Source organism: Microbacterium sp. MM2322, assembly GCF_964186585.1.
GTDB lineage: Bacteria > Actinomycetota > Actinomycetes > Actinomycetales > Microbacteriaceae > Microbacterium.
The window spans coordinates 839,122-861,896 of sequence record NZ_OZ075067.1 but is presented as its reverse complement, the minus strand read 5'-3'; the positions used below and the strand labels follow the sequence as shown (position 1 = coordinate 861,896).

Sequence of the window (22,775 nt, the reverse complement as noted above, 5' to 3'; positions counted from 1 at the left end):
GGCGCGACTCAGACGTTGATCTGCAGGGCGGCTGCGGTCTTCTGCACGACCTCGTGCGCCGTCTCGGGTGCACTGTTCAGCGTCTGCCCGTACGTCGGGATCAGGGTCTTCAACGTGGGCTCCCACGTCGCGATGCGGTCGGGGAAGCACGTCTTGAGGAGGCCGAGCATGATCGAGGCGCCCGTCGAGGCACCCGGCGATGCGCCGAGGAGCCCGGCGATCGAGCCGTCGGCGGAACTGACGACCTCGGTGCCGAACTGCAGTACGCCGCCCTTCTTCGGGTCCTTCTTCATGACCTGCGCGCGCTGGCCGGCCTGCAACAGCTCCCAGTCCTCGTCGCGTGCGCTCGGCATGAAGTCGCGGAGCGAGTCGACCTTCTTCGCGTGCCCCTTCAGCAGCTCGCTGACGAGGTACTTGATGAGACCGGGGTTGTCGATCGCGACCTTCAGCATCGGGAGGATGTTGCCCGGACGCACCTGCGCGACGATGTCCGTCATCCGGCCGTTCTTCAGGAACTTCGGGCTGAACGTCGCGAACGGACCGAACAGGAGCGACGCCTCACCGTCGACGACGCGGGTGTCGAGGTGCGGCACCGACATGGGCGGCGCGCCGACGGATGCCTGCGAGTAGACCTTCGCCTTGTGCTGCGCGACGAGCTCGGGCTTCGAGGTCTTCAGCCACTGACCGCCGATCGGGAAGACGCCGTAGCCGGAGATCTCGGGGATGCCGGAACGCTGCAACAGCTTGATCGCCCAACCGCCGGCGCCCACGAACACGAAGCGGGCGCTGACCTTGCCGGGCGTCTTGCCGACCGTGTGGCGGTAGGTGACCTCCCAGGTGCCGTCCTTCTGGCGGCTGAGGTTGCGCACCTCGCGGTTGGTCTCGACATCGACACCCTGTTCGGCGAGGTGGGCGAACAACTGGCGGGTCAGGGCGCCGAAGTCGACGTCGGTGCCGGCCGGCACGCGGGTCGCCGCGAAGGGCTCGCCCTTGCGGCGGTTCTTCATGAGCAGCGGTGCCCACTCGTGGATGACGCGCGAGTCCTCGGAGTATTCGATGCCGGCGAACAGCGGCTGCTGCTTGAGGACCTCGTAGCGCTTCTTGAGGAAAGCGACATCCTTCTCACCGCGGACGAACGTCATGTGCGGGGTTGCGTTGATGAAGGTGGCGGGCTCGTCGAGGACGCCCTGCTCGATGAGCGCACTCCACAGCTGCCGCGACTGCTGGAACTGCTCGTTGATGCCGATGGCCTTCGCGGGATCGATCGTGCCGTCGGAGGCTTCGGGCGTGTAGTTCAGCTCGCAAAGGGCCGCGTGACCCGTGCCGGCGTTGTTCCAGGCGTTCGAGGACTCCTGTGCGACCTCCGAGAGCCGCTCGAAGACACCGATCTTCCAGTCCGGCTCGAGCTGCTGCAAGAGGGTCCCGAGGGTGGCGCTCATGATGCCCCCGCCGATCAGCAGGGCGTCATAGGTCTTCGTCGGACTCACGGACGCGGAACTGGCCGCTGCGGCGTTCTCGGCTGCGTGATCGTCTGCTCCGGATTTGTCAGTCACGGTCATCCAGTCTACGTCGCCGCCGTGGGCGAGGACGCCGTCTCAGGGCCGTTCCAGCGGCAGGAAAGGAGGTTCTTTCCCCAGGTGAAAGGCGGATGCCGGGGCGGCTGGCGCGCGGGCCGGGCCCCGGCATCCGTCCTCAGACGCGGGCGGCCAGGTTCGCCGCGACGAGCTCAGCGATCTGGACCGCGTTGAGCGCTGCGCCCTTGCGGAGGTTGTCGTTGCTGATGAAGAGCACGAGGCCCTTCCCCTCGGGCGCGGACTGGTCGGCGCGGATGCGTCCGACGAGGCTCGGGTCGGCTCCGGCCGCCGCGAGCGGGGTCGGGACGTCGGCCAGGGCGACACCGGCCGCATCGGCGAGGATCTCGCGCGCACGATCGGGGGTGATGTCGCGGTCGAACTCGGCGTGGATCGAGAGCGAGTGGCCCGTGAACACGGGGACGCGCACGCACGTGCCGGCGACACGGAGGTCGGGCAGCTCGAGGATCTTGCGGCTCTCGTTGCGGAGCTTCTTCTCCTCGTCGGTCTCGTTGTCGCCGTCGTCGACGAGGCTGCCGGCGAACGGGATGACGTTGAACGCGATCGGCGCGACGTACTTCTGCGGCTCGGGGAAGTCCACCGCGGCACCGTCGTGGACGAGCCCTATGGCGCCGCCCTGGGCGACCACGGACTCGACCTGGCCCAGGAGCTCCTCGGCGCCGGCGAGGCCGGAGCCCGAGACCGCCTGGTACGTGCTGACGGTGAGCCGGACCAGCCCCGCCTCGACGTGCAGCGGCTTCAGCACCGGCATCGCCGCCATGGTCGTGCAGTTCGGGTTCGCGATGATCCCCTTGGGCAGGTCCTCGATCGCGTGCGGGTTGACCTCGCTGACGACGAGCGGCACCTCGGGGTCCATGCGCCACGCGCTGGAGTTGTCGATGACGACCGCGCCGGCCTCGGCGAAGCGCGGAGCGTGGGCGCGGGATCCGGTGGCCCCCGCCGAGAAGAGGGCGATCTGGATGCCGGTGGGGTCTGCCGTCGCGATGTCCTCGACGACGATCTCGCGGCCATCGACCTCGATGGTCGAGCCGGCGGAGCGGGCCGTGGCGAACAGGCGCAGCTCACGGATCGGGAACGCCCGGTCGACGAGGATGTCGCGCATCACCGTCCCGACCTGGCCGGTGGCGCCGACGACGGCGACGGAGAATCCCGATTCGGAGAAGACGGTCATGGTGCGGTTCCTCGAGGGTGCGGCGCCGCGCGCGACGGACGTCGAGCGCGGGAAGAGCGGGTTCCGGCGATTCTAGCGGCCGCGTCAGCGGCCGGTGCCGGCGTGGACGACGGCCTCGGCGTCGCCGTCGAGGCCGTAGGCCGTGTGCACGACGCGGGCCGCGCCCGCGAGGTCGTCGCCGCGCACCACGACCGAGATGCGGATCTCGGATGTCGAGATCATCTCGATGTTGACGCCCGTCGTCGACAGCGCCTCGAACAGCGTCGCGGAGACACCCGAGTGCGTGCGCATGCCGGCGCCGACGACCGAGAGCTTGCCGATCTGGTCGTCGTGCACGACCCTGTCGAATCCGACCGCGCTCTGTTCGACCGACAGGGCCCGCAGTGCCGTCGACGCCTCGGCCTTGGGGAGGGTGAACGAGATGTCGGTGCGACCGGTCGCCGCGGCCGACACGTTCTGCACGATCATGTCGACGTTCGCGCCGGACTTCGCGACGATCTTGAAGATGTCGGCGGCCTTGCCGGGAACGTCGGGGACGCCGACGACCGTGATCTTGGCCTGGCTGAGGTCGGTGGCGACACCGGTGACGATGGGCTCTTCCATCTCTTCTCCCTCTTCGTGGTTTGGGGCGGTCATCCCCGCACCGAGAACATAGGTGCCGACGCCCGAACTGAAGGTCGAGCGGGCATGGATCATGACGCCGTGACGTCGGGCGAACTCGACGGCGCGGATGTAGAGCACCTTCGCCCCGTTGGCGGCGAGTTCGAGCATCTCCTCGGACGTGACGGTCGCGAGCTTGCGCGCCTTCGGCACGACGCGCGGGTCGGCGGTGAAGATGCCGTCGACGTCGCTGTAGATCTCGCAGACGTCGGCGTTGAGGGCGGCTGCGAGTGCGACCGCGGTCGTGTCGGATCCCCCGCGACCGAGCGTGGTGATGTCGCGGGTGTCGCGGCTGAAGCCCTGGAAGCCCGCCACGATGACGATCGCACCCTCATCGAGGGCCTCGCGCACCCGGACCGGGGTGACATCGACGATCCGCGCGGATCCGTGCGAGCTGTCGGTGATCATGCCGGCCTGGCTGCCGGTGAACGAGCGCGCTTCGAAGCCCATCGAGTTGATGGCCATGGCCAGCAGAGCCATCGAGATGCGCTCACCGCTGGAGAGCAGCATGTCGAGTTCGCGCGGCGCCGGCAGCGGCGAGACCTGGGAGGCCAGGTCGAGCAGTTCGTCGGTCGTGTCGCCCATCGCGCTGACGGCGACGACGACGTCGTTGCCGCCGCGGCGGGCGTCGACGATCCGCTTCGCGACGCGCCGGATGCTTTCGGCGTCGGCGACGGACGAACCGCCGTATTTCTGGACGATCAGGGCCATGTCGGATACTCCCGGGTGGATGCCGGGCAGAGCCGGCGGGCGGTGACTCACGCCTGGGCACCATCCTACGGAGCGCCCCGTGCCGTCACCGCCATGTGACGCAGGGACCGGCCGCGTCGGAGCGCTCACCTAGGCTGGGAAGCATGGGACGACGCCAGTTCTTCACGTCGCTGCAGGCCCTCGTCCGCTCCCCCGAGAACTCGGCGCCGCACACCGAGATGCTGCCGGTGATCGACGACGCGTTCGCCGTCGGAGTGCTGGACCTCGGCATCCGGATCGGCGAATCGATGCTCGCCTCGGGAGCGCCCGCGAGCGAGGTGACCCTCACGATCGTCCGGGTCGCCGGCGTGTACGGGCTCGACCCGGTCCACGTCGACGTCAGCTACAACTCGATCACCGTCGCGCATCACCGCAGCGGCGCCGACCGCCCCATCACGCTCATGCGGGTCGTCCGCAGCCAGGCTCCCGACCACGCTCGCTTGCAGCGGTTGCAGGCCCTCGTCGCCGAGATCCGCAGTGGGATGCCCGTCGACGCCGCCCGCGCAGAGTTCCGCATCGTGCGTCGCACCCCGTTCGCGTACCACCCGCCGGTCATCGTCGGCGCGCAGGCGCTCCTCGCCGTCGGCGTCGCCCTGATGTTCGGGGCCAACTGGCTCGTGATCCTGCTCTCCTTCATCGCGGCGGGCGGCGCGGCGGTCACCCAGTTCCTCCTCGGCCGCGCCCACGTGCCCTTCTTCTTCAGCCAGATCGCGGGCGCTTTCGTCCTCACCCTCATCGCCGCCGCCGCACCCGGTCTCGAAGCGACCGGGTGGTCGGCGGCACAGGACATCCGCCCGACGGTCATCGTCGCGTCGGGCATCGTCCTGATGCTCGCCGGGCTCACGGTCGTCGGCGCGGCGCAGGACGCGATCGACGGGTTCGCCCTGACCGCGACGGGCCGCATCCTCGAACTCACCACTCAGACCCTCGGCGTCGTCCTGGGCATCCTCGCCGGCCTCGAGACGGCGCGGGTCGTCGGCGCGGGAATGGACGTCCCCAACGACTCCCTCCCCTTCGGAGCGCTTCCGCTCCAATTCGCGGGAGCCGCCCTCATCGCCGTCTCCGTGACGATCTACAACGGTGCGGGACTCCGCGTCGTCGCGGTCAGCGTCGGGTTGAGCGTGGTCGCGTGGGCCGGGTACACCGCGGCATCCACTCTCGGATTCGACACGGCGGCAGCGAGCGGCGTCGGTGCGTTCGTCGGCAGCCTCGTCGGGATCGTCGCCGCGTATCGCCTGCACGTGCCCTCCGTCGCGATCACGACGGCCGCCATCTTGCCGATGGTCCCGGGGGCGGCGGTATTCCGCGGTCTCCTCGGCGTCGTCGAGTCCGGGCAGAGCACGGTCACGCTGCTCACGGGCTTCACGACCCTCGCCTCGGCGGCGACCGTCGGGATCGCGCTGGCAGTCGGCGCGTCGCTCGGCATCTACGTCGGGCAACCCCTGCGCGCATCGCTCGGCACGGTCATCCGCGCCCGCGCCCGCGAGCGGTCCTGACCAGGTGGCGGCGCCGCGCACGCAATAGGCTCACGGTATGAGCTCCCCCGGTGACGAGATCTGGAACCGCGCCCTCGAGTACGACGTTCCCGTGACCCAGCCGGGCGATCTCGCGGTCCGCCGGGTCCTGACCTTCCACGGCGTGGTTCAGAACGCCGGGCTCTGGGACGCGATCGAGACCCACGCCGCCGATGAGGAGTTCCCCCTCGACGCGATCGCCGACGGCTACCGCGCGCTCGGGCTGGAGGCCACCGCAGAAGCCGTCGACCGCGCGGCGGCCGAATACGAGCAGACGGCCGGCATCGGCGACGACGACGCATGGGGCGAAGCCGAAGAGCGTGTCAACGAGGATTACCGCATCGAAGAGGAAGACATCGCTGCGGCGATCGAGCGGACGCTCGCGCAGGAGCCGGAGCTGTTCGCCCCAACGAGCTGACCGTCAGATCGCGCGACGGCCTTCGAAAGCGCGCCCGAGGGTGACCTCGTCGGCGTACTCGAGGTCGCCGCCGACCGGCAGGCCGGACGCGAGCCTGGTGACGCTGATCTCGAGAGTGCGGAGCAACCGGCTGAGGTAGGTCGCGGTCGCTTCGCCTTCGAGGTTGGGGTTGGTGGCGAGGATGACCTCGGTCACCGTGCCGTCGGCGAGGCGCTGCATGAGCTGCGTGATACGGAGGTCGTCGGGGCCGATCCCCGCCATCGGGCTGATCGACCCGCCGAGCACGTGATAGAGCCCGTGGAACTCGCGGGTGCGCTCGATGGACGACACGTCCTTCGCATCCTCGACCACGCAGATGAGAGTCCGGTCGCGGCGAGGATCGCGGCAGATGGAGCACTGCTCCTGCTCGGACACGTTGCCGCAGATCTCGCAGAACCGCACGCGCTCGCGGAGCTCCGAGAGCAGGACCGCGAGCCGTGACACGTCGAACGACGGGGTCTGCAGGATGTGGAACGCGATGCGCTGGGCCGACTTCGGACCGATGCCGGGAAGGCGGCCGAACTCGTCGATCAGGTCTTGGACGATGCCGTCATACATGGGTCAGTTGAACCTCGTCGGAGGGGTATACGGCTCTTCCCGCACGAAGCGCGCACCCAGCAGCTGGCGGACGGCGGCCTCGCCGACGCGCTCGATCCCACCGGGACGGGGGCCTCGCTGCGGCTCGGGCGCGAGGCGGGGCGGGGCCGTCCGCACGGGAATCGGCGCGTCGGCATCCACCGGAGGCGGCACGTCGTCTTCGTCGTCGTCGTCATCGGGCGCGTCGGCGGGGAGCACATCGCCTTCGCGCTGGACGGTCAGCGTCCGGATAGGGGCGGGCGCGGCATCCTCCGGCTCGTCGTCCACGGCGAATTGGGCCGCGGGCGCGGCATCGTCCGTAGGAATCGGCGCGACCGCCCACTCCGTGACGGGCGCTGCCGCAGCAGGCGCAGAACGCGGCGCCGATGCGGGAGGGGATGCCGCGGCGGGAAGCCCGTAACCGCCCTCGGGAGCGTCGGGTTCGGGCGGGACATCGGGGCCCACACCACCCGGGGGCGGCGGGGTGGGGTCGGTGTCGTGGCGGGTCAGGTACTTCACCCGCACACCCAGGACGGCGAGGATCGCCGTCCGCAGGTCCTCGCTCGGGCCTTTGCCGGCCGTCAGCTTCTTGAACGACTGCACATCGGCGTGACTCTGGAAGGACAGCGTGAGGATGTCGCCCTCGGCGTACGCCACCGGTCGTGACGCCGTCGCGATCATCCACGAGGTGCGGCTGAGGTCTTCGAGCCGGCGCAGGATCTCGGGCCACGAGTCGCGGATCTGCTCGAACGTCACCGGGCCGGTCGGAAGCGGCGGTTCGGGCGACGCGGCCGGGGCGGGTTCGGACGACGCGATGGGGGTCGCAGGAGCGGGCTCCGGAGTCGGCACCGCGGGAGCGGGCGTCTGAGCAGCCGGTGCAGGAGCGACGCGCGTCGTCTCGGTGCGGGGGGCCTCGGTACGGGGGGCCTCGGTTCGGGGGGCAGCGGCGGCCGGGACGGCCGGCGCGGATTCACCGGCATCCGTCGTCGCGGCCAGGACGCGGGCCACGAGCAGTTCGAGCTGCAGGCGCGGCGAGGTCGTGCCGGTCATGTCGTCGAGAGCCGTGACGACGAGGTCGGCGATGCGCGACAGGCGGTCGGTGCCGAACGAGGCCGCCTGACGCGCCATGCGCTCGAGCTCGTCCACCGGGACGCCGCGGAGCACGGCGCGCGCGCCCTCTCCGGTCGCGGCGACGATGATGAGGTCGCGAAGACGCTCGAGCAGGTCGTCGACGAAGCGGCGCGGGTCCTGGCCGGTCTGCACGACGCGGTCGACAGCACCGAACGCGGCGGCCGCGTCGTGCGAGGAGAACGCGTCGACGACCTCGTCGAGGAGCTCGGCGTGCGTGTAGCCGAGGAGAGAGACCGCGCGCTCGTAGGCGACGGCGCCGTCTTCGGAACCGGCGATCAGCTGGTCGAGCAGCGACAGCGTGTCACGGGGCGACCCGCCGCCGGCGCGCACGACGAGCGGGAGCACGCCGGGCTGCACCGTCACACCCTCGGTCGTGCAGAGCTGCTCGACGTATTCGAGCATCGCGGCGGGCGCAACGAGACGGAACGGATAGTGGTGGGTGCGCGAGCGGATCGTGCCGATGACCTTCTCGGGCTCGGTCGTCGCGAAGATGAACTTGACGTGCGCCGGCGGCTCCTCGACGAGCTTGAGGAGCGCGTTGAATCCCTGCGCCGTGACCATGTGGGCCTCGTCGAGGATGAAGATCTTGAACCGGTCGCGCGCGGGGGCGAAGACGGCGCGCTCGCGGAGGTCGCGGGCATCGTCGACACCGTTGTGGGATGCCGCGTCGATCTCGACGACGTCGAGCGAACCCCCGCCGCCGCGGCTGAGCTCGACGCACGAGTCGCACGTGCCGCACGGGGTGTCGGTCGGTCCCTGTGCGCAGTTGAGGCAGCGGGCGAGGATGCGCGCGGAGGTCGTCTTGCCGCAGCCGCGAGGACCGGAGAAGAGGTAGGCGTGGCCCACGCGGTCGCTCCTGAGCGCCGTCATCAGCGGCTCGGTCACCTGGCTCTGCCCGATCATCTCGCCGAAGGTCTCCGGGCGATAGCGGCGGTACAGAGCGGTGGTCACCACAACAGACTACGGCGTGGGGCCGACATCCGATCCGGCGTTCGTCCCTCGACCGCTGCGGCGATCGCGTCTCGGTCGGCACCCGCGACCAGAAGCGCCGCCAGGAGGATCCGCGCCTGCCCCGGACGGAGCGTCGGCGAGTGGAGGGCGCCCGCCGCGGCCAGGTCCGCGCCGCCCCCTCCCCCGCCGTACGAGGGGACGAGCAGCCCCCGCGGCACCCGACTCGACACGATGACCGGGATGCCGGCGGCTACCGCGTCGCGGACGGCCGCGACGACCGCGGGGGTCGTGTTGCCCGACCCGAGCGCCTCGAGGACGAGACCGTCGGCACCGGCGGCGAGGCTGGCCCGGAGATGCACGTCGTCGGCGCCCGGGGGCAGGGCCACGACGTCGACCCGCAGGCGGGACACGTCGCCGGGCAGGTGCGGCACCGTGGCGGCATCCCGCCGCGAGTGACCGAAGGCGTCGGCGCGGTCGGTCGTCACCTTCGAGAGCCCCCACGTCGAGAGGATGCGGCCGCCGAACGCGACCCACACGCCGGGGACGGCGGCCCGGGTGGCTGCGAGCGCGACCCTGATGTTGTCGGGACCGTCCGACGCCGGGTCGTCCGCGGTGAACTGCGCGCCCGTGAAGACCACGGGGATGCGAGGTGGACCCACCTGGATCGCGGCGAGCAGCGAGGTTTCCTCGAGCGAGTCCGTGCCGTGGAGGACGAGCACTCCGCGGACGGCGTCATCGGCCACCGCCTCGGCCACGGCGTCGACGATGTGCTGCATGTCGGCGAGGGTGAACGTCGCCGAGTCCGCCGCGAGCGCGTCCACGACGCGGACGTCGTCGTCGGCCGCGAGGCCGTGGAGCAGAGCATTCCCGCCGAGGACGGGAGCGCTCGATCCGTCCGGCGACCGGCGGCTCGCGATGGTGCCGCCGGTCGCGATGACGACGAGGTGTCCCCTCGTCACGCGCCGCCCTCGCCGCTGCGCTGCAGGGCGGCGATCGTGCCGGTCTGCTGCGCGGCCAGCATCCGGATGCGGTCGCGCATGAGGAACCAGCCGCCGATGAGCGCGGGCACGATCACGATCAGGGAGCCGACGGTGAAGGAGCCGATCGGGTAATCGAGCGCCATGAGGACGATGACCGAGGCGAGGAACACGAGGGTCACCCATCCCGTGTAGGGAGCTCCCGGCATCCGGAACGAGGGGCGTTCCATGACGCCGGCCCGGGCCAGTCGCTGCAGCTTGATCTGGCAGAGGATGATGACGGCCCACGCGCTGATGATGCCGAGCGCCGAGACGTTGAGGGCGATCTCGAACGCGTCCGACGGGTAGAGCGCGTTGAGCACGACACCCATGGCCGTGACGACCGCCGTGACGGCGATGCCCATGTACGGAACGCCGGCGCGGTTCATGCGCATCAGCGGTGCGGGAGCGGAGCCCGTGACGGCCATCGAGTGGAGGATGCGGCCGGTGGAGTAGAGCCCCGCGTTGAGCGACGACACGACGGCGGTGAGAACGACGAGGTTCATGATGACGTCGGCCCCCTGGACTCCGATGGAGCCGAAGAAAGTGACGAACGGGCTGACGCCGGACTCGTAGCTCGTGTACGGCATGAGGAGCGCGAACAGCAGCACCGATCCGACGTAGAAGACCGCGAGACGGAAGACGACGGCGCGGATCGCCTTGGGCATGATCGTCCGGGCATTCTCGGTCTCGCCCGCGGCGGTGCCGACGAGTTCGATCGACGCGTAGGCGAAGACGACGCCCTGCACGACGATGAGCGCAGGCAGGATGCCGTTGGGGAACACACCGCCGTTGTCAGCGATCAGGTGGAAGCCCGGCGTCGTCCCGGCGACGGGGGTGCCGGTGACGACGAAGAAGATGCCGACGACGAGGAAGGTCACGAGGGCCGCGACCTTGATGATCGCGAACCAGAACTCGAGCTCGCCGAAGACCTTGACGGACACGAGGTTCATCGCCAGCACGAGAACGAGGGCGACGAGCGCGAAGACCCACTGCGGGATGCCGGCGAAGGCGGGCACGTACTGCTTGAAGAAGTTCATGTACAGCGCGACCGCGGTGACGTCGGCAACGGAGGTCATGGCCCAGTTGAGCCAGTACATCCACCCCGCGGCGAACGCCATCTTCTCGCCGTAGAACTCGCGGGCGTACGAGACGAACGACCCCGTCGAGGGACGGTGGAGGATGAGCTCGCCGAGGGCGCGCATCACGAGGAACGCGAACACGGCGCAGACGGCGTAGACCAGAACGAGGGCCGGTCCCGCCTCGGCGAGCCGGCCGCCCGCGCCCATGAACAGGCCGGTGCCGATCGCACCGCCGATGGCGATCATCTGGATCTGACGGGGCCGGAGGCCCTTGTGGAACCCCGCACCTTCGGCCTGCGCGATCGAGGCTGTGCGGAGCAGTGCGGCATCCGTCTCCGTCGGAGTCGACTCCGTTGTCATGGGAACTCGCTTTCTCGTCTCGTCGGCACCGTCGCCGTGAGGGGATGTGGTATCTGCCTTACAGGTTTGGGAACACTGAACACCCGAAGTGCGGCTTCCGTCAAGTTTTAGCGGGAAGTTGGTCGCCCCTGCCGCAAATCTGTCTGATAGGTTTGCGCCGTTCGTCCACCTCGAGGAAGAGAGCGACATGACGACCACGCGCATCGAACACGACCTGCTGGGGCCGGCCGAGATCCCGTCCGACGCCTACTGGGGTGTCCACACCGCCCGCGCCCGGGCGAACTTCCCCGTGACCGGTGTGCCGATCGGCACGTACCCGTTCCTCTTGCGGGGCCTCGCCTACGTGAAGGAGGCTGCGGCGCTCGCCAACCGCGACCTCGGACTCCTCGACATCGCGCGGGCCGACGCCATCGCCGCGGCCTGCCGCGAGATCCGGGGCGGCGCCCTCGCCGACCAGTTCGTCGTCGACGTCATCCAGGGCGGTGCGGGCACCTCGACCAACATGAACGCGAACGAGGTCATCGCCAACCGGGCGCTTGAGATCCTCGGCCACGCCAAGGGCGAGTACGCGCACCTGCACCCCAACGCCCACGTCAACCTCAGCCAGCCGACCAACGACGCCTACCCGACCGCGATCGACGTCGCGCTGATCGAAGGCGTCGACGGGCTGGACGCCGCGATGGGCGTTCTGCACGAGGCCTTCGCCGCAAAGGCGGCGGAGTTCTCGGGATACGTGAAGATCGGCCGCACGCAGTTGCAGGATGCCGTGCCGATGACGCTCGGTCAGGAGTTCGGCGCGTTCGCGGTCATGCTCGACGAGGACCGGCACCGACTGCGGGAATCCGCCCGTCTGCTCCTCGAGGTGAACCTCGGCGCGACCGCCATCGGCACGGGCCTGAACGCTCCCGCGGGGTACGGACCGGTCGCCGTGGCACACCTCGCCGAGCTGACCGGCCGCCCGTTCACGTCTGCGACCGACCTCGTCGAGGCCACGCAGGACCCCGGCGCGTTCGTACACCTGTCGGGGATGCTCAAGCGCATCGCCGTGAAGCTCTCCAAGACGTGCAACGACCTCCGCTTGCTGTCCTCGGGCCCGCGGGCGGGTCTCGGCGAGATCACGCTCCCCGCCCTGCAAGCGGGGTCGAGCATCATGCCGGGCAAGGTGAACCCCGTCATCCCCGAGATGGTCACGCAGGTCGCCTACACGGTGATCGCCGACGACCTCGCCGTGACCCTCGCCGCCGAGGCCGGGCAACTGCAGCTGAACGCGTTCGAGCCCGTCATCGTCCGCGCCCTGTCGCAGAGCATCGCGCACCTGACCGCCGCGTGCCACCTTCTCGCGGAACGGTGCGTCAGCGGCATCCAGGCCCGTCCCGACGTCATGGCCGCGCGGGTCACCGACTCGATCGGTCTCGCTACCGCGCTGAACCCGCTGATCGGCTACCGCGCGGCGACCGAGGTCGCGGGCGAAGCGCTCCTGTCCGGGCGGACCGTCCCCGAGGTCGTGCTCGAGCGCGGGCTGCTGTCGCCGGAGGCGCTGGCGGCGGCCCTCAGTCCCGCGAACCTGGTTCCGACGGCGTCAGCGGGCTGACGACCCGCTCGACGGCGCCGAGGTGTGCGCGCATCGCCTCGCGTGCTTCGATCGCCGATCCGATGCCGATCGCCTCGGCGATGGCGCGGTGCTCGCGCGACGACGGTTCGCGCCGGTGGGCGATGAGGTTCACGACGCCGGATTGGTGGCTGAGAGCATCGCGGATATCGCCGACGGCGCGCGCGAAGACCGCATTCCCGGATGCCTCGGCCACGAGCACGTGGAAGCGGGAGTCGAGCTCGACCCACTCCGCGGGATCGGTCGTGGCATCCATCCGATCGCAGAGGTCGACCAGATCGGCACGCTGCTGGTCGGTGCGGCGTTCCGCGGCGAGACCCGCCGCCGGGACTTCGATGTGCGGACGCGCCTCGCTGAGGTCACGCGCCGAGAAGTCCCCGTAGCCGAGCGACAGCGCGGGCCGGTCGGAGGCGACGTAGGTCCCGCTCCCGGTGCGTGTGCGGGTGAGGCCGAGGGCCTGCAGGGAACGGATCGCCTCGCGGACACTCGGACGGCTCACGCCGTACTGCTCGGCGAGAGCGGCTTCGGAGGGAAGCCGCTCCCCCACCGTGAGGCGGCCCGCGACGATGTCCTCGCGGAGCCCCTCGAACACGCCGTCGGCGGCGCGGGCACCCACGGAGGACGAGCTCATGCTGCTCCCCGGGTCCGCCACATCACGCGCCATCCGGTCAGCCTAACGGGCAGTCGCGGCACGCTCGGCCGGGCCGCGGGAACAGGCCACCGCGAGGCGATGTTGCACGGGTCATGCCCGCCATCCCTGTCGACGTCGTCGTGATCGGCGCCGGCCAGGCCGGGTTGAGCGCCGCGTACCACCTCCGCAGACGCGGGTTCGTCCCGCTCGGTTCGTCGGCAGACGACGCCCCGACGTTCGTCGTCCTGGACGCGGAGGCACGGTCGGGCGGGGCCTGGCAGCACCGTTGGGCGACGCTGCGGATGGGGACGGTCAACGGCATCCATGAACTCCCCGGTTACGCGGTGCCTCCCGCAGACCCGCTCTCTCCCAGCCGCGAGGTGCTGCCGGACTACTTCGCCGAGTACGAAGCACGTTTCGACCTGCGTGTGCACCGGCCCGTCCGCGTCCGCGCCGTGCGGCGCGAGGACGACGACCCGCATGGGCGACTCCGTGTCGCGGCGGAGGATGCCGGGCGCCCCGTCACATGGTCGGCGCGCTACGTCATCAACGCGACCGGCACGTGGCGGAAGCCCTTCTGGCCGACCTACCCGGGCCAGGCGTCGTTCGCAGGACGCCAGCTGCACGTGCACGACTACCGCTCGGCGGAGGAGTTCCGCGGACAGCGGGTCGTGATCGTGGGGGCCGGTGTGTCCGCGATCCAACTGCTCGACGAGATCTCGCAGGTGACCGACACGTTGTGGGTCGCCCGCGCCGAACCGCAGTGGGGCGCGAAGGCGTTCGACACCGCCGCGCGGATCGAGGCGATCGCCGGGGTCGAGGAGCGCGTGCGCCAGGGGCTCCCGCCGGGCAGCGTCGTCTCGGTCACCGGCGCGCACTGGTCGCCGTGGGCTCAGGCCGCGAACGACCGCGGCGCTCTCGTGTGGCATCCGATGTTCACCGCCATCGAAGCCGACGGGGTGCGGATGCCGGACGGCACCCTCGAGCCCGCGGACGTCATCCTGTGGGCCACGGGCTTCCGCGCCGACATCGCCCACCTCGCCCCGCTGGGGCTCCGCACCGCCGCCGGTGGGGTGCGCGTCCGAGACACCCGCGCGACCGACGAGCCCCGACTGTTCCTGATCGGCTACGGACCGTCGCAGTCGACGATCGGCGCGAACCGTGCCGGCCGCGACGCGGTCCGCGCGATCGTGCGGGACCGCACCGCGGCGACGGTCTGAGCTCAGACCTTCGCGGTCGCGTCGATCGTCGGGATCTGCTGGGTGCGCACGTCTGGCTCGGGTGCGGCATCCGTCGTTCCCGAGTCGACCGTCACGACGGGGATCGTGCCGGTGTGCACGGGAACGGACGTGGCGGCGGTCGCGTCGGGGACCGAGGCGGACAGGAGCGTGCCGTCCTCGCGGAGCTGCTCGCCGATCTGCTTCAGCGTCGGGCGGCCTGCGATCACGGGGCCCTGACCCTGCAGCGGCACGGTGACCGCCTCGCCTGCGGCGACCGTGTAGCCGGCGCCGCGGACGGTGAAGGAGACGTCCGCCCCCTCACCGGCCGTCACGGTCATCTCGTCGCGCCGAACGGTGATCTTCAGGCGCGTGCCGTGCCAGTGCAGCGTGTACGACAGGGAGGGCCAGGCCGCGGGAAGCCGCGGGTCGAAGCTCAGCGCACCGCGGTGGTCGCGCATGCCGCCGAAGCCGGCGACGAGCGCCGTCCACACGCCACCCGCCGACGCGACGTGCACACCGTCGGACGCATTGCTGTGCAGGTCGCCCAGGTCGACGAACGCGGACTCGCGGAAGTAGTCGAGGGCGAGGTCCTGGTACCCGACCTCCGCGGCGAGGATCGCCTGCACGACGGCAGACAGGGTCGAATCCCCCGTGGTCAACGCGTCGTAGTACTCGAAGTCGGCGAGCTTCTCGGCCGGGGTGAACTGGTTGCCCTGCAGGTAGAGCGCCAGCACGACATCGGCCTGCTTCAACACCTGGTACCGGTAGATGACGAGCGGGTGGAAGTGCAGCAGCAGCGGCCGCTGCTCTTCGGGTGTGTTCTCGAGGTCCCACACCTCGCGCTCGAGGAAGACAGCGTCCTGCGGGTGGATGCCGAGGGCCTCGCTGTACGGGATGTGCATGGCCTCGCCGGCGCTCTGCCAGGCGACGGGCTCCGCCTCGTCGAGGTCGAGCCGCTCCACCATCGCCCGATAGGCGTCGGGCTGGTCGATCGACATCTCCCGCACGACGCGCGCGGCGTAGCGCAGGTTGTAGCGGGCCATGACGTTCGTGAACAGGTTGTCGTTGACGACCGTCGTGTACTCGTCCGGACCGGTGACGCCGTGGATGTGGAAGCTCTCCGGCTCCCCCGTCTCGGTGAACCGCCAGAAGCCGAGCGTCGCCCACAGCCGCGCCGTCTCCACGAGGATGTCGACGCCCTCCCGGTAGAGGAAGTCGGTGTCTCCGGTGGCACGGACGTACTTGCCGAGCGCGAAGGCGATGTCGGCGTTGATGTGGTACTGCGCGGTGCCGGCGGCGTAATAGGCCGAGGCTTCCTCGCCGTTGATGGTCCGCCACGGGAAGAGCGCGCCCGCCTCGTTCAGCTGGCCGGCGCGTTTGCGGGCTGCGGGGAGCATGAGATACCGCATCCGGAGGGCGTTTCGCGCCCAGAGCGGCGTCGTGTACGCGAGGAAGGGGAGGACGTAGACCTCGGTGTCCCAGAAGTAGTGCCCGCTGTAGCCCGAGCCGGTCACGCCCTTCGCCGGAACGCCCAGCGAGTCGGCCCGCGCCGCGGCCTGAGCGAGCTGGTACAGACACCAGCGGGTCGCCTGCTGGAGGTCGTCCTGACCCTCGATGACGACGTCGGAACGGTCCCAGAAGTCTGCGACCCAGGCCTCCTGGCGATCGAAGAGGTTCTGGATGCCTTCGTGCTCGACGCGGTCGAGGGTGCGACGGCCGCGCTCGACCAGTTCGCGAGCGGGGACCCCCCGAGACGTGTGATACGCGACGGCTTTCGTGATGGTCACGGGCACACCCTGGCGGGCCTGCACGCGGAAGACGTTCTTGGCGATGTCGGGCTCGACGAGCGAGCGAGACGAGTATTCGTTCTCGGTCTCCACGAGGTGATCGGCGACGACCGCGACGGTCATCCCCGACGCGGTCACCTTGTACGACAGTGCGGAACGGTCGCCGTCCTGCCAGTACTCCTCGGGCTGCAGGACCCGGTCCTGGAAGCCTTCGGCCTTGCGCGGGTCGAACCCTGCGGCGGCCTGCTTCCCGAGTCCCGCACCACCGTAGACGTCCTGGCCGTCCTGACGGTTGATGAGCTGGCAGCTGACCGTCACGGGCGCGTCGGCGTTCAGGACGGTCACCGAGATCCGCATGACGGCGACGTGACGCTCCTCGAACGACACCAGCCGCTCGTACTCGATGACGACGTCCTTGCCGCTCGGCGTCATCCACCGGATGTGTCGGGTGAGCACGCCCCGCCGCATGTCGAGAGCACGCTCGTACTCGCGGAGCTCGGCGATGTCGAGCGAGAGCGGCTCATCGTCGACGTAGACGCGCATGACCTTGCTGTCGGGGGCGTTGATGATCGTCTGCCCGACCTCGGCGAACCCGAACGCGCGCTCCGCGTGACGGATGGGGAACACCTCGTGGAAGCCGTTGAGGAAGGTCCCGTGCTCGAGGGCGTGCCTGCCCTCGGGGTGGTTGCCGCGGAGGCCGAGGTAGCCGTTCCCCTCGGCGAACAGGGTCTCGGTGACGCCCGGGTCGTCGAGCGAGAACGAGGTTTCGACGAGACGCCACGGGTCAACAGGGAAACGCTGACGATCGATCATGCTGGTCCTTCTTCGGGTGACAGGACGGGAGTGGGGGATGCCGGGGGGACGGCGCGGGTCAGACGAACACGGCGAGGTCGTCGACGACGACGTCGGCACCCGCTGCGCGGAGCGCGTCGGCACCGGCGCCGCGGTCGACACCCACGACGAGACCGTACCCGGCCGCCGCGGCGGAACGCACGCCGGAGTGCGCGTCCTCGACGGCGGCGCTCCGGGCAGGATCGACGCCGAGCATCTCGGCCGCACGGGCGAAGACGTCGGGGGCGGGCTTGGATTCGAGGTTCTCGGCCTCGGCGACGACGCCGTCCATGATGACCGGGAAACGGTCGATGATGCCGGCGGCGGTCAGGACCTCGCGGGCGTTCTTGGAGCTGGAGACGACCGCGATCGGGATGCCGGCGGCCTGGAGCTTCTCGACCAGCGCGAGCGAGCCGGGATAGGCGGCGATGCCGTCGGCGCGCAGCACGCGCTCGAAGACGACGTTCTTGCGGTTGCCGATGCCGCACACGGTGTCCTCGGACGGGTCATCCGAAGGGTCGCCCCACGGCACTTCGATGTCGCGGGAGCGCAGCAGGCTCGCGACGCCGTCGTAGCGCTTCTTGCCGTCGAGGTGCTCGAAGTAGTCTCCTTCGGCGTACGCCGGCTCGACCCCCCAGGCGGTGAACAGTTCGGTGAACATGCTCTGCCACGCGTGCATGTGGACTTCTGCGGTCGGGGTCAGCACGCCGTCGAGGTCGAAGAGGACGCCGTCGAATCGGGTGAGGTCGGGGAGGTCGGCCATCGTCACCGCACCAGCGTATCCGTCGCCTCGCTCACGCCGCGGCGACCGCGTGGGCTTGGCGCGCGATCTCGAGTTCCTCATCGGTCGGGACCACGAGGACGGTGACCGGCGAGTCGTCGGTGGAGATGACGCGGATGCCGCGTCCACCCGACGCGTTTCGCTCGGCATCCAGGCGGACGCCCGCGAATCCGAAGGTCTCGAGCGCTGCGGCGCGGACCACCGCGGAGTTCTCCCCCACGCCCGCCGTGAACGAGATGACATCGGCGCCGCCGAGCTGCGCGAGGTAGGCGCCGATGTAGGCGCGGAGGCGGTGGATGTAGACGTCGAAGGCGAGCTGGGCTGCGGCATCCCCGTCGCGGCGGCGAGTGTCGATGTCGCGCATGTCGGACGCACCGGCGAGTCCGAGCAGACCGCTCTTCTTGTTGAGGAAGGAGTCGAGCTCGCCCGGCGTCATGTCCTCGCGGCGGGCGAGCACGCCCAGGACGGACGGGTCGATGTCGCCCGAGCGCGTCCCCATGACGAGGCCCTCGAGCGGTGTGAGCCCCATCGAGGTGTCGACGGATTCCCCGCCGCGGATCGCGGTCGCCGAGGCGCCGTTGCCCAGGTGGAGGACGATCTGCGACAGCTCCGTCACGGGACGGCCGAGGAAGGCGGCGGCGGCTTCGCTCACGAACTTGTGGCTCGTGCCGTGGAACCCGTACTTGCGGATGCGGTGCTTCTCGGCCATCTCGCGGTCGATCGCGTAGGTGTATGCCTCCGCCGGCATGGTCTGGTGGAAGGCGGTGTCGAAGACGGCGACGTGCGGGACGTCGGCGAATGCGGCGCGCGCGGCGCGGATGCCCTGGAGCGCTCCTGGGTTGTGGAGCGGCGCGAGCGCCGACAGCTCGTCGATGTTGATCTCAACGAGGGGCGTGACGAGCGTCGGCTCGAAGAAGCGCGCGCCGCCCTGGACGACGCGGTGCCCCACGGCGACCGGGCGAGCGTTCTCAAGCGACGGGCCGTGAGCGGCGAAAGCCTCGAGCATGACGGCGAAGCCGGTGGTGTGATCGGGGATCGGCCGCTCGATGCGCGACGTCGCCTTCGTTGCGGCGACGGAGGTCGCCTCGCCGCCGAGGAAGACGGTGTGCGTGGCGATGCCGGTCTCCTCACCGATCCGCTCGACGAGCCCGGAAGCGAGAGCGCGCTCGTTCTCGACGTCGACGAGCTGGTACTTGAACGACGAGGAACCGCTGTTGATGACGAGGACGGGGGTCATGCGCGAGTCTCCGGGGCGACGGCATCCGTCGCGTTCTGTGCCTGGATCGCGGTGATCGCGATCGTGTTGACGATGTCTTCGACGAGCGCGCCGCGAGACAGATCGTTGATGGGCTTGTTGAGGCCCTGGAGGACCGGCCCCATCGCGACGGCGCCGGCGGAGCGCTGCACGGCCTTGTAGGTGTTGTTGCCGGTGTTGAGGTCGGGGAAGACGAACACGGTCGCCCGGCCCGCGACATCCGATCCGGGCATCTTCGTCGCCGCGACCGCAGCGTCGGTGGCCGCGTCGTACTGGATCGGTCCCTCGACGAGCAGCTTCGGCGCGCGTTCGCGCACCAGGGCCGTCGCCTCGCGGACCTTCTCGACGTCGGCGCCCGAGCCGGACTCACCTGTCGAGTAGGACAGCATCGCAACGCGCGGCGAGATCCCGAACTGGTCGGCCGTCGCCGCCGAGGAGACGGCGATGTCGGCCAGCTGCACCGCGGTCGGGTCGGGGATCACGGCGCAGTCCCCGTACACGAGGACGCGATCGGCGAGCGCCATCAGGAAGACGCTCGAGACCACGTCGACGCCGGGCTTGGTCTTGATGATCTCGAACGCGGGTCGGATGGTGTGCGCCGTCGTGTGCGCGGCGCCCGAGACCATGCCGTCGGCGAGCCCCAGGTGCACCATCAACGTGCCGAAGTACGAGACGTCGGTGACCGTGTCGGCGGCCTGGCGGAACGTGATCCCCTTGTGGGCGCGGAGCCGCTCGTACTCGCGGGCGAACTTGTCGACGTGGACGGCATCGAACGGGCTCAGCACCTCGGCGGCCTGGATGTCGAGGCCGAGCTCGAGGGCACGCGCGCGCACCTCGATGGGCTCCCCGAGGATCGTGATGTCGGCGATCCCGCGGGCCAGCGCCGTCGCGGCAGCTCGGAGGATGCGGTCGTCGCCGCCTTCGGGGAGGACGATCCGGCGACGCTCGCTGCGGGCGCGTTCGATGAGCCCGTACTGGAACATGAGGGGCGTGACGACGCTCGAGCTCGCGAGGCCGATGCGTCGGAGCAGATCCTCGGTGTCGACGTGCTGCTCGAACAGCGACAGGGCGGTGTCGTAGCGGCGCTGCGAGTCGGCGGCGAGACGTCCCCGGGCGCTCATGATGCCGCGGACCGTCTCATACGTGCCCTGGTCGGTCGCGAGGATCGGGAGGTTCGAGTCGAGGCCGTCGATGAGGCGCTCGACGTGCTCCGGGAGCTCGAACGGACCGTAGAGCACGATGCCCGAGAGCGACGGGAAAGTCCCCGATGCGTTGGCGAGGAGGGCTGCCAGCAGCACCTCGGTGCGGTCCGCCGCGACGGCGAGGATGGCTGCTTCTTCGAGGCGCGGGAGGACGTTGTTCAGCGACATGCCCGCCACGACCACGTGGAGCACCTCGCGGTCGAGGAGAGCTTTGTCACCCTTCACGAGCGTCGCCCCGAGCGAGCGCGCGACGTCTCCCACCGAGGGGGCGACGAGGTAGGCATCCTCGGGGATCGCCCAGACGCCGATGTCGCCGGCCGCCGCCGGGACGGCCCGGACAGCCGCGACGATGTCGTCGAGGCGCTCCGGGTCGGCGCGGTTCACGACCACCGCGAAGATGCCGGCGCGTTCGTGCTTGAGTTCGGACAGCGCGAGGGTGGCGAGGTTTCCCACCTGCTCGGGCGAGAGACCCCCGGCATCCGGCGAGCGCTCCCCGTCGGCGGGCTGACCCGACAGCACGACGAGGACGGGCGCGCCGAGGTTCGCCGCGATGCGGGCGTTGTAGCCGAGCTCGGCGGGGCTGCCGACGTCCGTGTAGTCGCTGCCGATGATGACGACGGCGTCGCACTGCGCCTCGACGGACTTGTAGCGCTCCACGATCCGGCCGAGGGCGGCTTCGGGGTCGGCGCGCACCTCGTCGTAGGTGGCGCCGATGCACTCGTCGTAGCCGAGGTCGACGCCGTCGTGGTCGAGCAGCATCTCGAGAACGTAGTCGCGCTCCTCGGTCGAGCGCGCGATCGCGCGGAACACGCCGACGCGCGGGGATCGACGACTGAGGGTGTCGAGGACACCGAGCGCGATGGTCGACTTGCCGGAATGACCTTCTGCCGACGTGATGTAGATGCTCTGAGCCACGATCCCAGCCTAGGCTCGCGGCCGATGACACGGCTGGGAGCGGGGGACGCCGTCAGGCGAAAAGAAAGACTCTCCGCGAACCCGGCAGAGCCCGGTTACCCTTGCTACGTTTCCGTCCTGGGGGAGTTGGCCTGGGTGCCGTCTCGCGGAGAGCTGCTGCAAGTCTACCCGACGTCGGGCGCCCGCCCGCGACAGCCGGGTTAGCATCGGTCCGGGCGCGCTGCTGCGCCGACCGCGTGAGGGGGACGGATGACCGACGACCAGACGACCATGACGGCGCCGGGTGGCGACACCGCGACCCAGGCGACGAATCGGGTGGATGCGGGGGTGTTCGCCGAGACGACGGAGGCCCTCGTCGCGTCGGTGTCGAAGGTCATCGACGGCAAGCCGCACGCCGTCCGCGCCGCGCTCGTCTGCCTCCTCGCGGAGGGGCACCTTCTCATCGAGGACGTCCCCGGCGTCGGCAAGACGATGCTCGCCCGCGCACTGGGATCCTCGATCCAGGCGACGGTGCGACGCATCCAGTTCACCCCTGACCTCCTGCCGAGCGACGTGACCGGTGTGAGCGTCTACGACCAGTCCGAGGGCCGGTTCGACTTCAAGCCGGGCGCGATCTTCGCGCACATCGTCATCGCCGACGAGATCAATCGCTCGTCGCCCAAGACGCAGTCCGCGCTCCTCGAAGCGATGGAGGAACGGCAGGTCACCGTCGACGGCACGAGCCGCGGCCTTCCCGACCCCTTCCTCGTCGTCGCGACCCAGAACCCGCTCGAGATGGAGGGGACGTACGCCCTCCCCGAAGCGCAGCGGGACCGCTTCATGATGCGGATCTCGATGGGCTACCCGGATGCCGCGAACGAGGCGCTCATGCTCCGTCAGCGCGACAGCGCGAACCCGCTCGACGCGATCCGCCCGGTCATCACCGCCGAGCGCGTCGCCGCTCTCATCACGTGGGCCCGGACTGTGCACGTCTCCCCCGCGGTCGAGGAGTACGCGGTCGCCCTGTCTCGAGCGACCCGCGAGCACGCAGACCTGCGGCTGGGGGCGAGCCCGCGCGCGACGCTCCAGCTCGTCCGTGCGGCGAAGGTGTGGGCCGCCCTCGAAGGTCGCGAGTACGTCATCCCCGACGATCTCGTGAGCCTGATCGAACCCGTCTTCGCCCACCGGCTGATCGCCGCCCGCGGCGGCGCGGTGGCGCGCGGGCGCGGCGGCGTCGACCTCGTCGCGGCGGCACTCGAGCAGGTCGTCAGCTCGGTGCGCGTTCCGGTCGCTGCGCGCTGAGCG

General features: G+C 70.3%; 17 protein-coding genes and 1 other RNA gene. 5 read left to right on the top strand and 13 right to left on the bottom strand.

The window, feature by feature from the left end:
* Positions 1–8 precede the first annotated feature (8 nt).
* The 3 genes from ABQ271_RS04155 to ABQ271_RS04145 form a co-directional block, all read right to left on the bottom strand.
* Positions 9–1,559: a malate:quinone oxidoreductase gene (locus ABQ271_RS04155; RefSeq protein ID WP_349310264.1), complete on the bottom strand. Its 1,551-nt coding sequence runs from the start codon at positions 1,557–1,559 to the stop codon at positions 9–11.
* A 133-nt stretch (positions 1,560–1,692) separates the two neighbouring features.
* Positions 1,693–2,763 (bottom strand): aspartate-semialdehyde dehydrogenase, encoded by a 1,071-nt coding sequence (locus ABQ271_RS04150; RefSeq protein ID WP_349310263.1) that lies wholly within the window; start codon positions 2,761–2,763, stop codon positions 1,693–1,695.
* Positions 2,764–2,847: 84 nt separating this feature from the next.
* Positions 2,848–4,134 carry an aspartate kinase gene (locus ABQ271_RS04145; RefSeq protein WP_349310843.1) on the bottom strand — a complete coding sequence of 429 codons (1,287 nt, stop codon included), beginning with the start codon at positions 4,132–4,134 and terminating at the stop codon, positions 2,848–2,850.
* Positions 4,135–4,277: 143 nt separating this feature from the next.
* Between ABQ271_RS04145 and ABQ271_RS04140 the strand changes: the two genes are divergently transcribed.
* Positions 4,278–5,669: a threonine/serine exporter family protein gene (locus ABQ271_RS04140; protein WP_349310262.1), complete on the top strand. Its 1,392-nt coding sequence runs from the start codon at positions 4,278–4,280 to the stop codon at positions 5,667–5,669.
* A gap of 37 nt (positions 5,670–5,706) precedes the next feature.
* Positions 5,707–6,105 carry a hypothetical protein gene (locus ABQ271_RS04135; protein ID WP_349310261.1) on the top strand — a complete coding sequence of 133 codons (399 nt, stop codon included), beginning with the start codon at positions 5,707–5,709 and terminating at the stop codon, positions 6,103–6,105.
* Between the two features lie 3 nt (positions 6,106–6,108).
* Here the strand turns inward: ABQ271_RS04135 and recR are convergent, their stop codons facing one another.
* From recR to ABQ271_RS04115, 4 genes are read right to left on the bottom strand one after another with little or no spacing between them, the layout of a single operon-like run.
* Positions 6,109–6,702 carry a recombination mediator RecR gene (gene recR / locus ABQ271_RS04130; RefSeq protein WP_349310260.1) on the bottom strand — a complete coding sequence of 198 codons (594 nt, stop codon included), beginning with the start codon at positions 6,700–6,702 and terminating at the stop codon, positions 6,109–6,111.
* 3 nt (positions 6,703–6,705) lie between these two features.
* Positions 6,706–8,802 (bottom strand): DNA polymerase III subunit gamma and tau, encoded by a 2,097-nt coding sequence (locus tag ABQ271_RS04125; RefSeq protein ID WP_349310259.1) that lies wholly within the window; start codon positions 8,800–8,802, stop codon positions 6,706–6,708.
* A complete protein-coding gene (locus ABQ271_RS04120; protein WP_349310258.1) occupies positions 8,799–9,761 on the bottom strand; it encodes an asparaginase domain-containing protein in 963 nt (320 codons plus the stop codon). The genes ABQ271_RS04125 and ABQ271_RS04120 overlap by 4 nt, the downstream gene beginning before the upstream one ends.
* Entirely contained in the window at positions 9,758–11,260 is a 1,503-nt protein-coding gene (locus ABQ271_RS04115; RefSeq protein WP_349310257.1) for an amino acid permease, read from the bottom strand. Before ABQ271_RS04115 ends, ABQ271_RS04120 begins: the two co-directional genes overlap by 4 nt.
* Positions 11,261–11,447: 187 nt before the next feature.
* On the opposite strand from ABQ271_RS04115, the gene ABQ271_RS04110 reads away from it, so the two are divergent.
* The gene (locus ABQ271_RS04110) at positions 11,448–12,851 is read left to right on the top strand and encodes an aspartate ammonia-lyase (RefSeq protein WP_349310256.1); all 1,404 of its coding nucleotides are present in this window, start codon (positions 11,448–11,450) and stop codon (positions 12,849–12,851) included.
* Here ABQ271_RS04110 and ABQ271_RS04105 read toward each other — a convergent pair.
* Positions 12,811–13,500 carry a FadR/GntR family transcriptional regulator gene (locus ABQ271_RS04105; RefSeq protein ID WP_349310255.1) on the bottom strand — a complete coding sequence of 230 codons (690 nt, stop codon included), beginning with the start codon at positions 13,498–13,500 and terminating at the stop codon, positions 12,811–12,813. The two genes, ABQ271_RS04110 and ABQ271_RS04105, sit on opposite strands and share 41 nt — an antisense overlap.
* Before the next feature lie 113 nt (positions 13,501–13,613).
* Between ABQ271_RS04105 and ABQ271_RS04100 the strand changes: the two genes are divergently transcribed.
* Entirely contained in the window at positions 13,614–14,720 is a 1,107-nt protein-coding gene (locus tag ABQ271_RS04100) for an NAD(P)-binding domain-containing protein (RefSeq protein WP_349310254.1), read from the top strand.
* A 2-nt stretch (positions 14,721–14,722) separates the two neighbouring features.
* Here the strand turns inward: ABQ271_RS04100 and ABQ271_RS04095 are convergent, their stop codons facing one another.
* The 5 genes from ABQ271_RS04095 to ffs form a co-directional block, all read right to left on the bottom strand.
* Positions 14,723–17,320, bottom strand: a complete 2,598-nt coding sequence (locus ABQ271_RS04095) for a glycoside hydrolase family 65 protein (protein WP_060915583.1) — start codon at positions 17,318–17,320, stop codon at positions 14,723–14,725.
* Between the two features lie 58 nt (positions 17,321–17,378).
* Positions 17,379–18,101, bottom strand: coding sequence for an HAD family phosphatase (locus ABQ271_RS04090; RefSeq protein ID WP_036313820.1), 723 nt, complete (start codon positions 18,099–18,101; stop codon positions 17,379–17,381).
* A gap of 31 nt (positions 18,102–18,132) precedes the next feature.
* Positions 18,133–19,356, bottom strand: coding sequence for an acetate kinase (locus ABQ271_RS04085; protein WP_349310253.1), 1,224 nt, complete (start codon positions 19,354–19,356; stop codon positions 18,133–18,135).
* Complete coding sequence (gene pta, locus ABQ271_RS04080) at positions 19,353–21,491, bottom strand: phosphate acetyltransferase (protein ID WP_349310252.1); 2,139 nt, start codon at positions 21,489–21,491, stop codon at positions 19,353–19,355. The genes ABQ271_RS04085 and pta overlap by 4 nt, the downstream gene beginning before the upstream one ends.
* A gap of 61 nt (positions 21,492–21,552) precedes the next feature.
* An RNA gene (gene ffs / locus ABQ271_RS04075) (signal recognition particle sRNA small type) lies at positions 21,553–21,649 on the bottom strand.
* Positions 21,650–21,740: 91 nt separating this feature from the next.
* Here ffs and ABQ271_RS04070 point away from each other — a divergent pair.
* Positions 21,741–22,772, top strand: a complete 1,032-nt coding sequence (locus tag ABQ271_RS04070; protein ID WP_349310251.1) for a MoxR family ATPase — start codon at positions 21,741–21,743, stop codon at positions 22,770–22,772.
* Positions 22,773–22,775 lie beyond the last annotated feature (3 nt).

What these genes read in the sequence shown, in the direction of transcription:
- ABQ271_RS04155 (WP_349310264.1), bottom strand. Translation starts at nt 1,559, where the DNA reads ATGACCGTGACTGACAAATCCGGAGCAGACGATCACGCAGCCGAGAAC.
- ABQ271_RS04150 (WP_349310263.1), bottom strand. Translation starts at nt 2,763, where the DNA reads ATGACCGTCTTCTCCGAATCGGGATTCTCCGTCGCCGTCGTCGGCGCC.
- ABQ271_RS04145 (WP_349310843.1), bottom strand. Translation starts at nt 4,134, where the DNA reads ATGGCCCTGATCGTCCAGAAATACGGCGGTTCGTCCGTCGCCGACGCC.
- ABQ271_RS04140 (WP_349310262.1), top strand. Translation starts at nt 4,278, where the DNA reads ATGGGACGACGCCAGTTCTTCACGTCGCTGCAGGCCCTCGTCCGCTCC.
- ABQ271_RS04135 (WP_349310261.1), top strand. Translation starts at nt 5,707, where the DNA reads ATGAGCTCCCCCGGTGACGAGATCTGGAACCGCGCCCTCGAGTACGAC.
- recR (WP_349310260.1), bottom strand. Translation starts at nt 6,702, where the DNA reads ATGTATGACGGCATCGTCCAAGACCTGATCGACGAGTTCGGCCGCCTT.
- ABQ271_RS04115 (WP_349310257.1), bottom strand. Translation starts at nt 11,260, where the DNA reads ATGACAACGGAGTCGACTCCGACGGAGACGGATGCCGCACTGCTCCGC.
- ABQ271_RS04110 (WP_349310256.1), top strand. Translation starts at nt 11,448, where the DNA reads ATGACGACCACGCGCATCGAACACGACCTGCTGGGGCCGGCCGAGATC.
- ABQ271_RS04105 (WP_349310255.1), bottom strand. Translation starts at nt 13,500, where the DNA reads ATGAGCTCGTCCTCCGTGGGTGCCCGCGCCGCCGACGGCGTGTTCGAG.
- ABQ271_RS04100 (WP_349310254.1), top strand. Translation starts at nt 13,614, where the DNA reads ATGCCCGCCATCCCTGTCGACGTCGTCGTGATCGGCGCCGGCCAGGCC.
- ABQ271_RS04095 (WP_060915583.1), bottom strand. Translation starts at nt 17,320, where the DNA reads ATGATCGATCGTCAGCGTTTCCCTGTTGACCCGTGGCGTCTCGTCGAA.
- ABQ271_RS04090 (WP_036313820.1), bottom strand. Translation starts at nt 18,101, where the DNA reads ATGGCCGACCTCCCCGACCTCACCCGATTCGACGGCGTCCTCTTCGAC.
- ABQ271_RS04085 (WP_349310253.1), bottom strand. Translation starts at nt 19,356, where the DNA reads ATGACCCCCGTCCTCGTCATCAACAGCGGTTCCTCGTCGTTCAAGTAC.
- ABQ271_RS04070 (WP_349310251.1), top strand. Translation starts at nt 21,741, where the DNA reads ATGACCGACGACCAGACGACCATGACGGCGCCGGGTGGCGACACCGCG.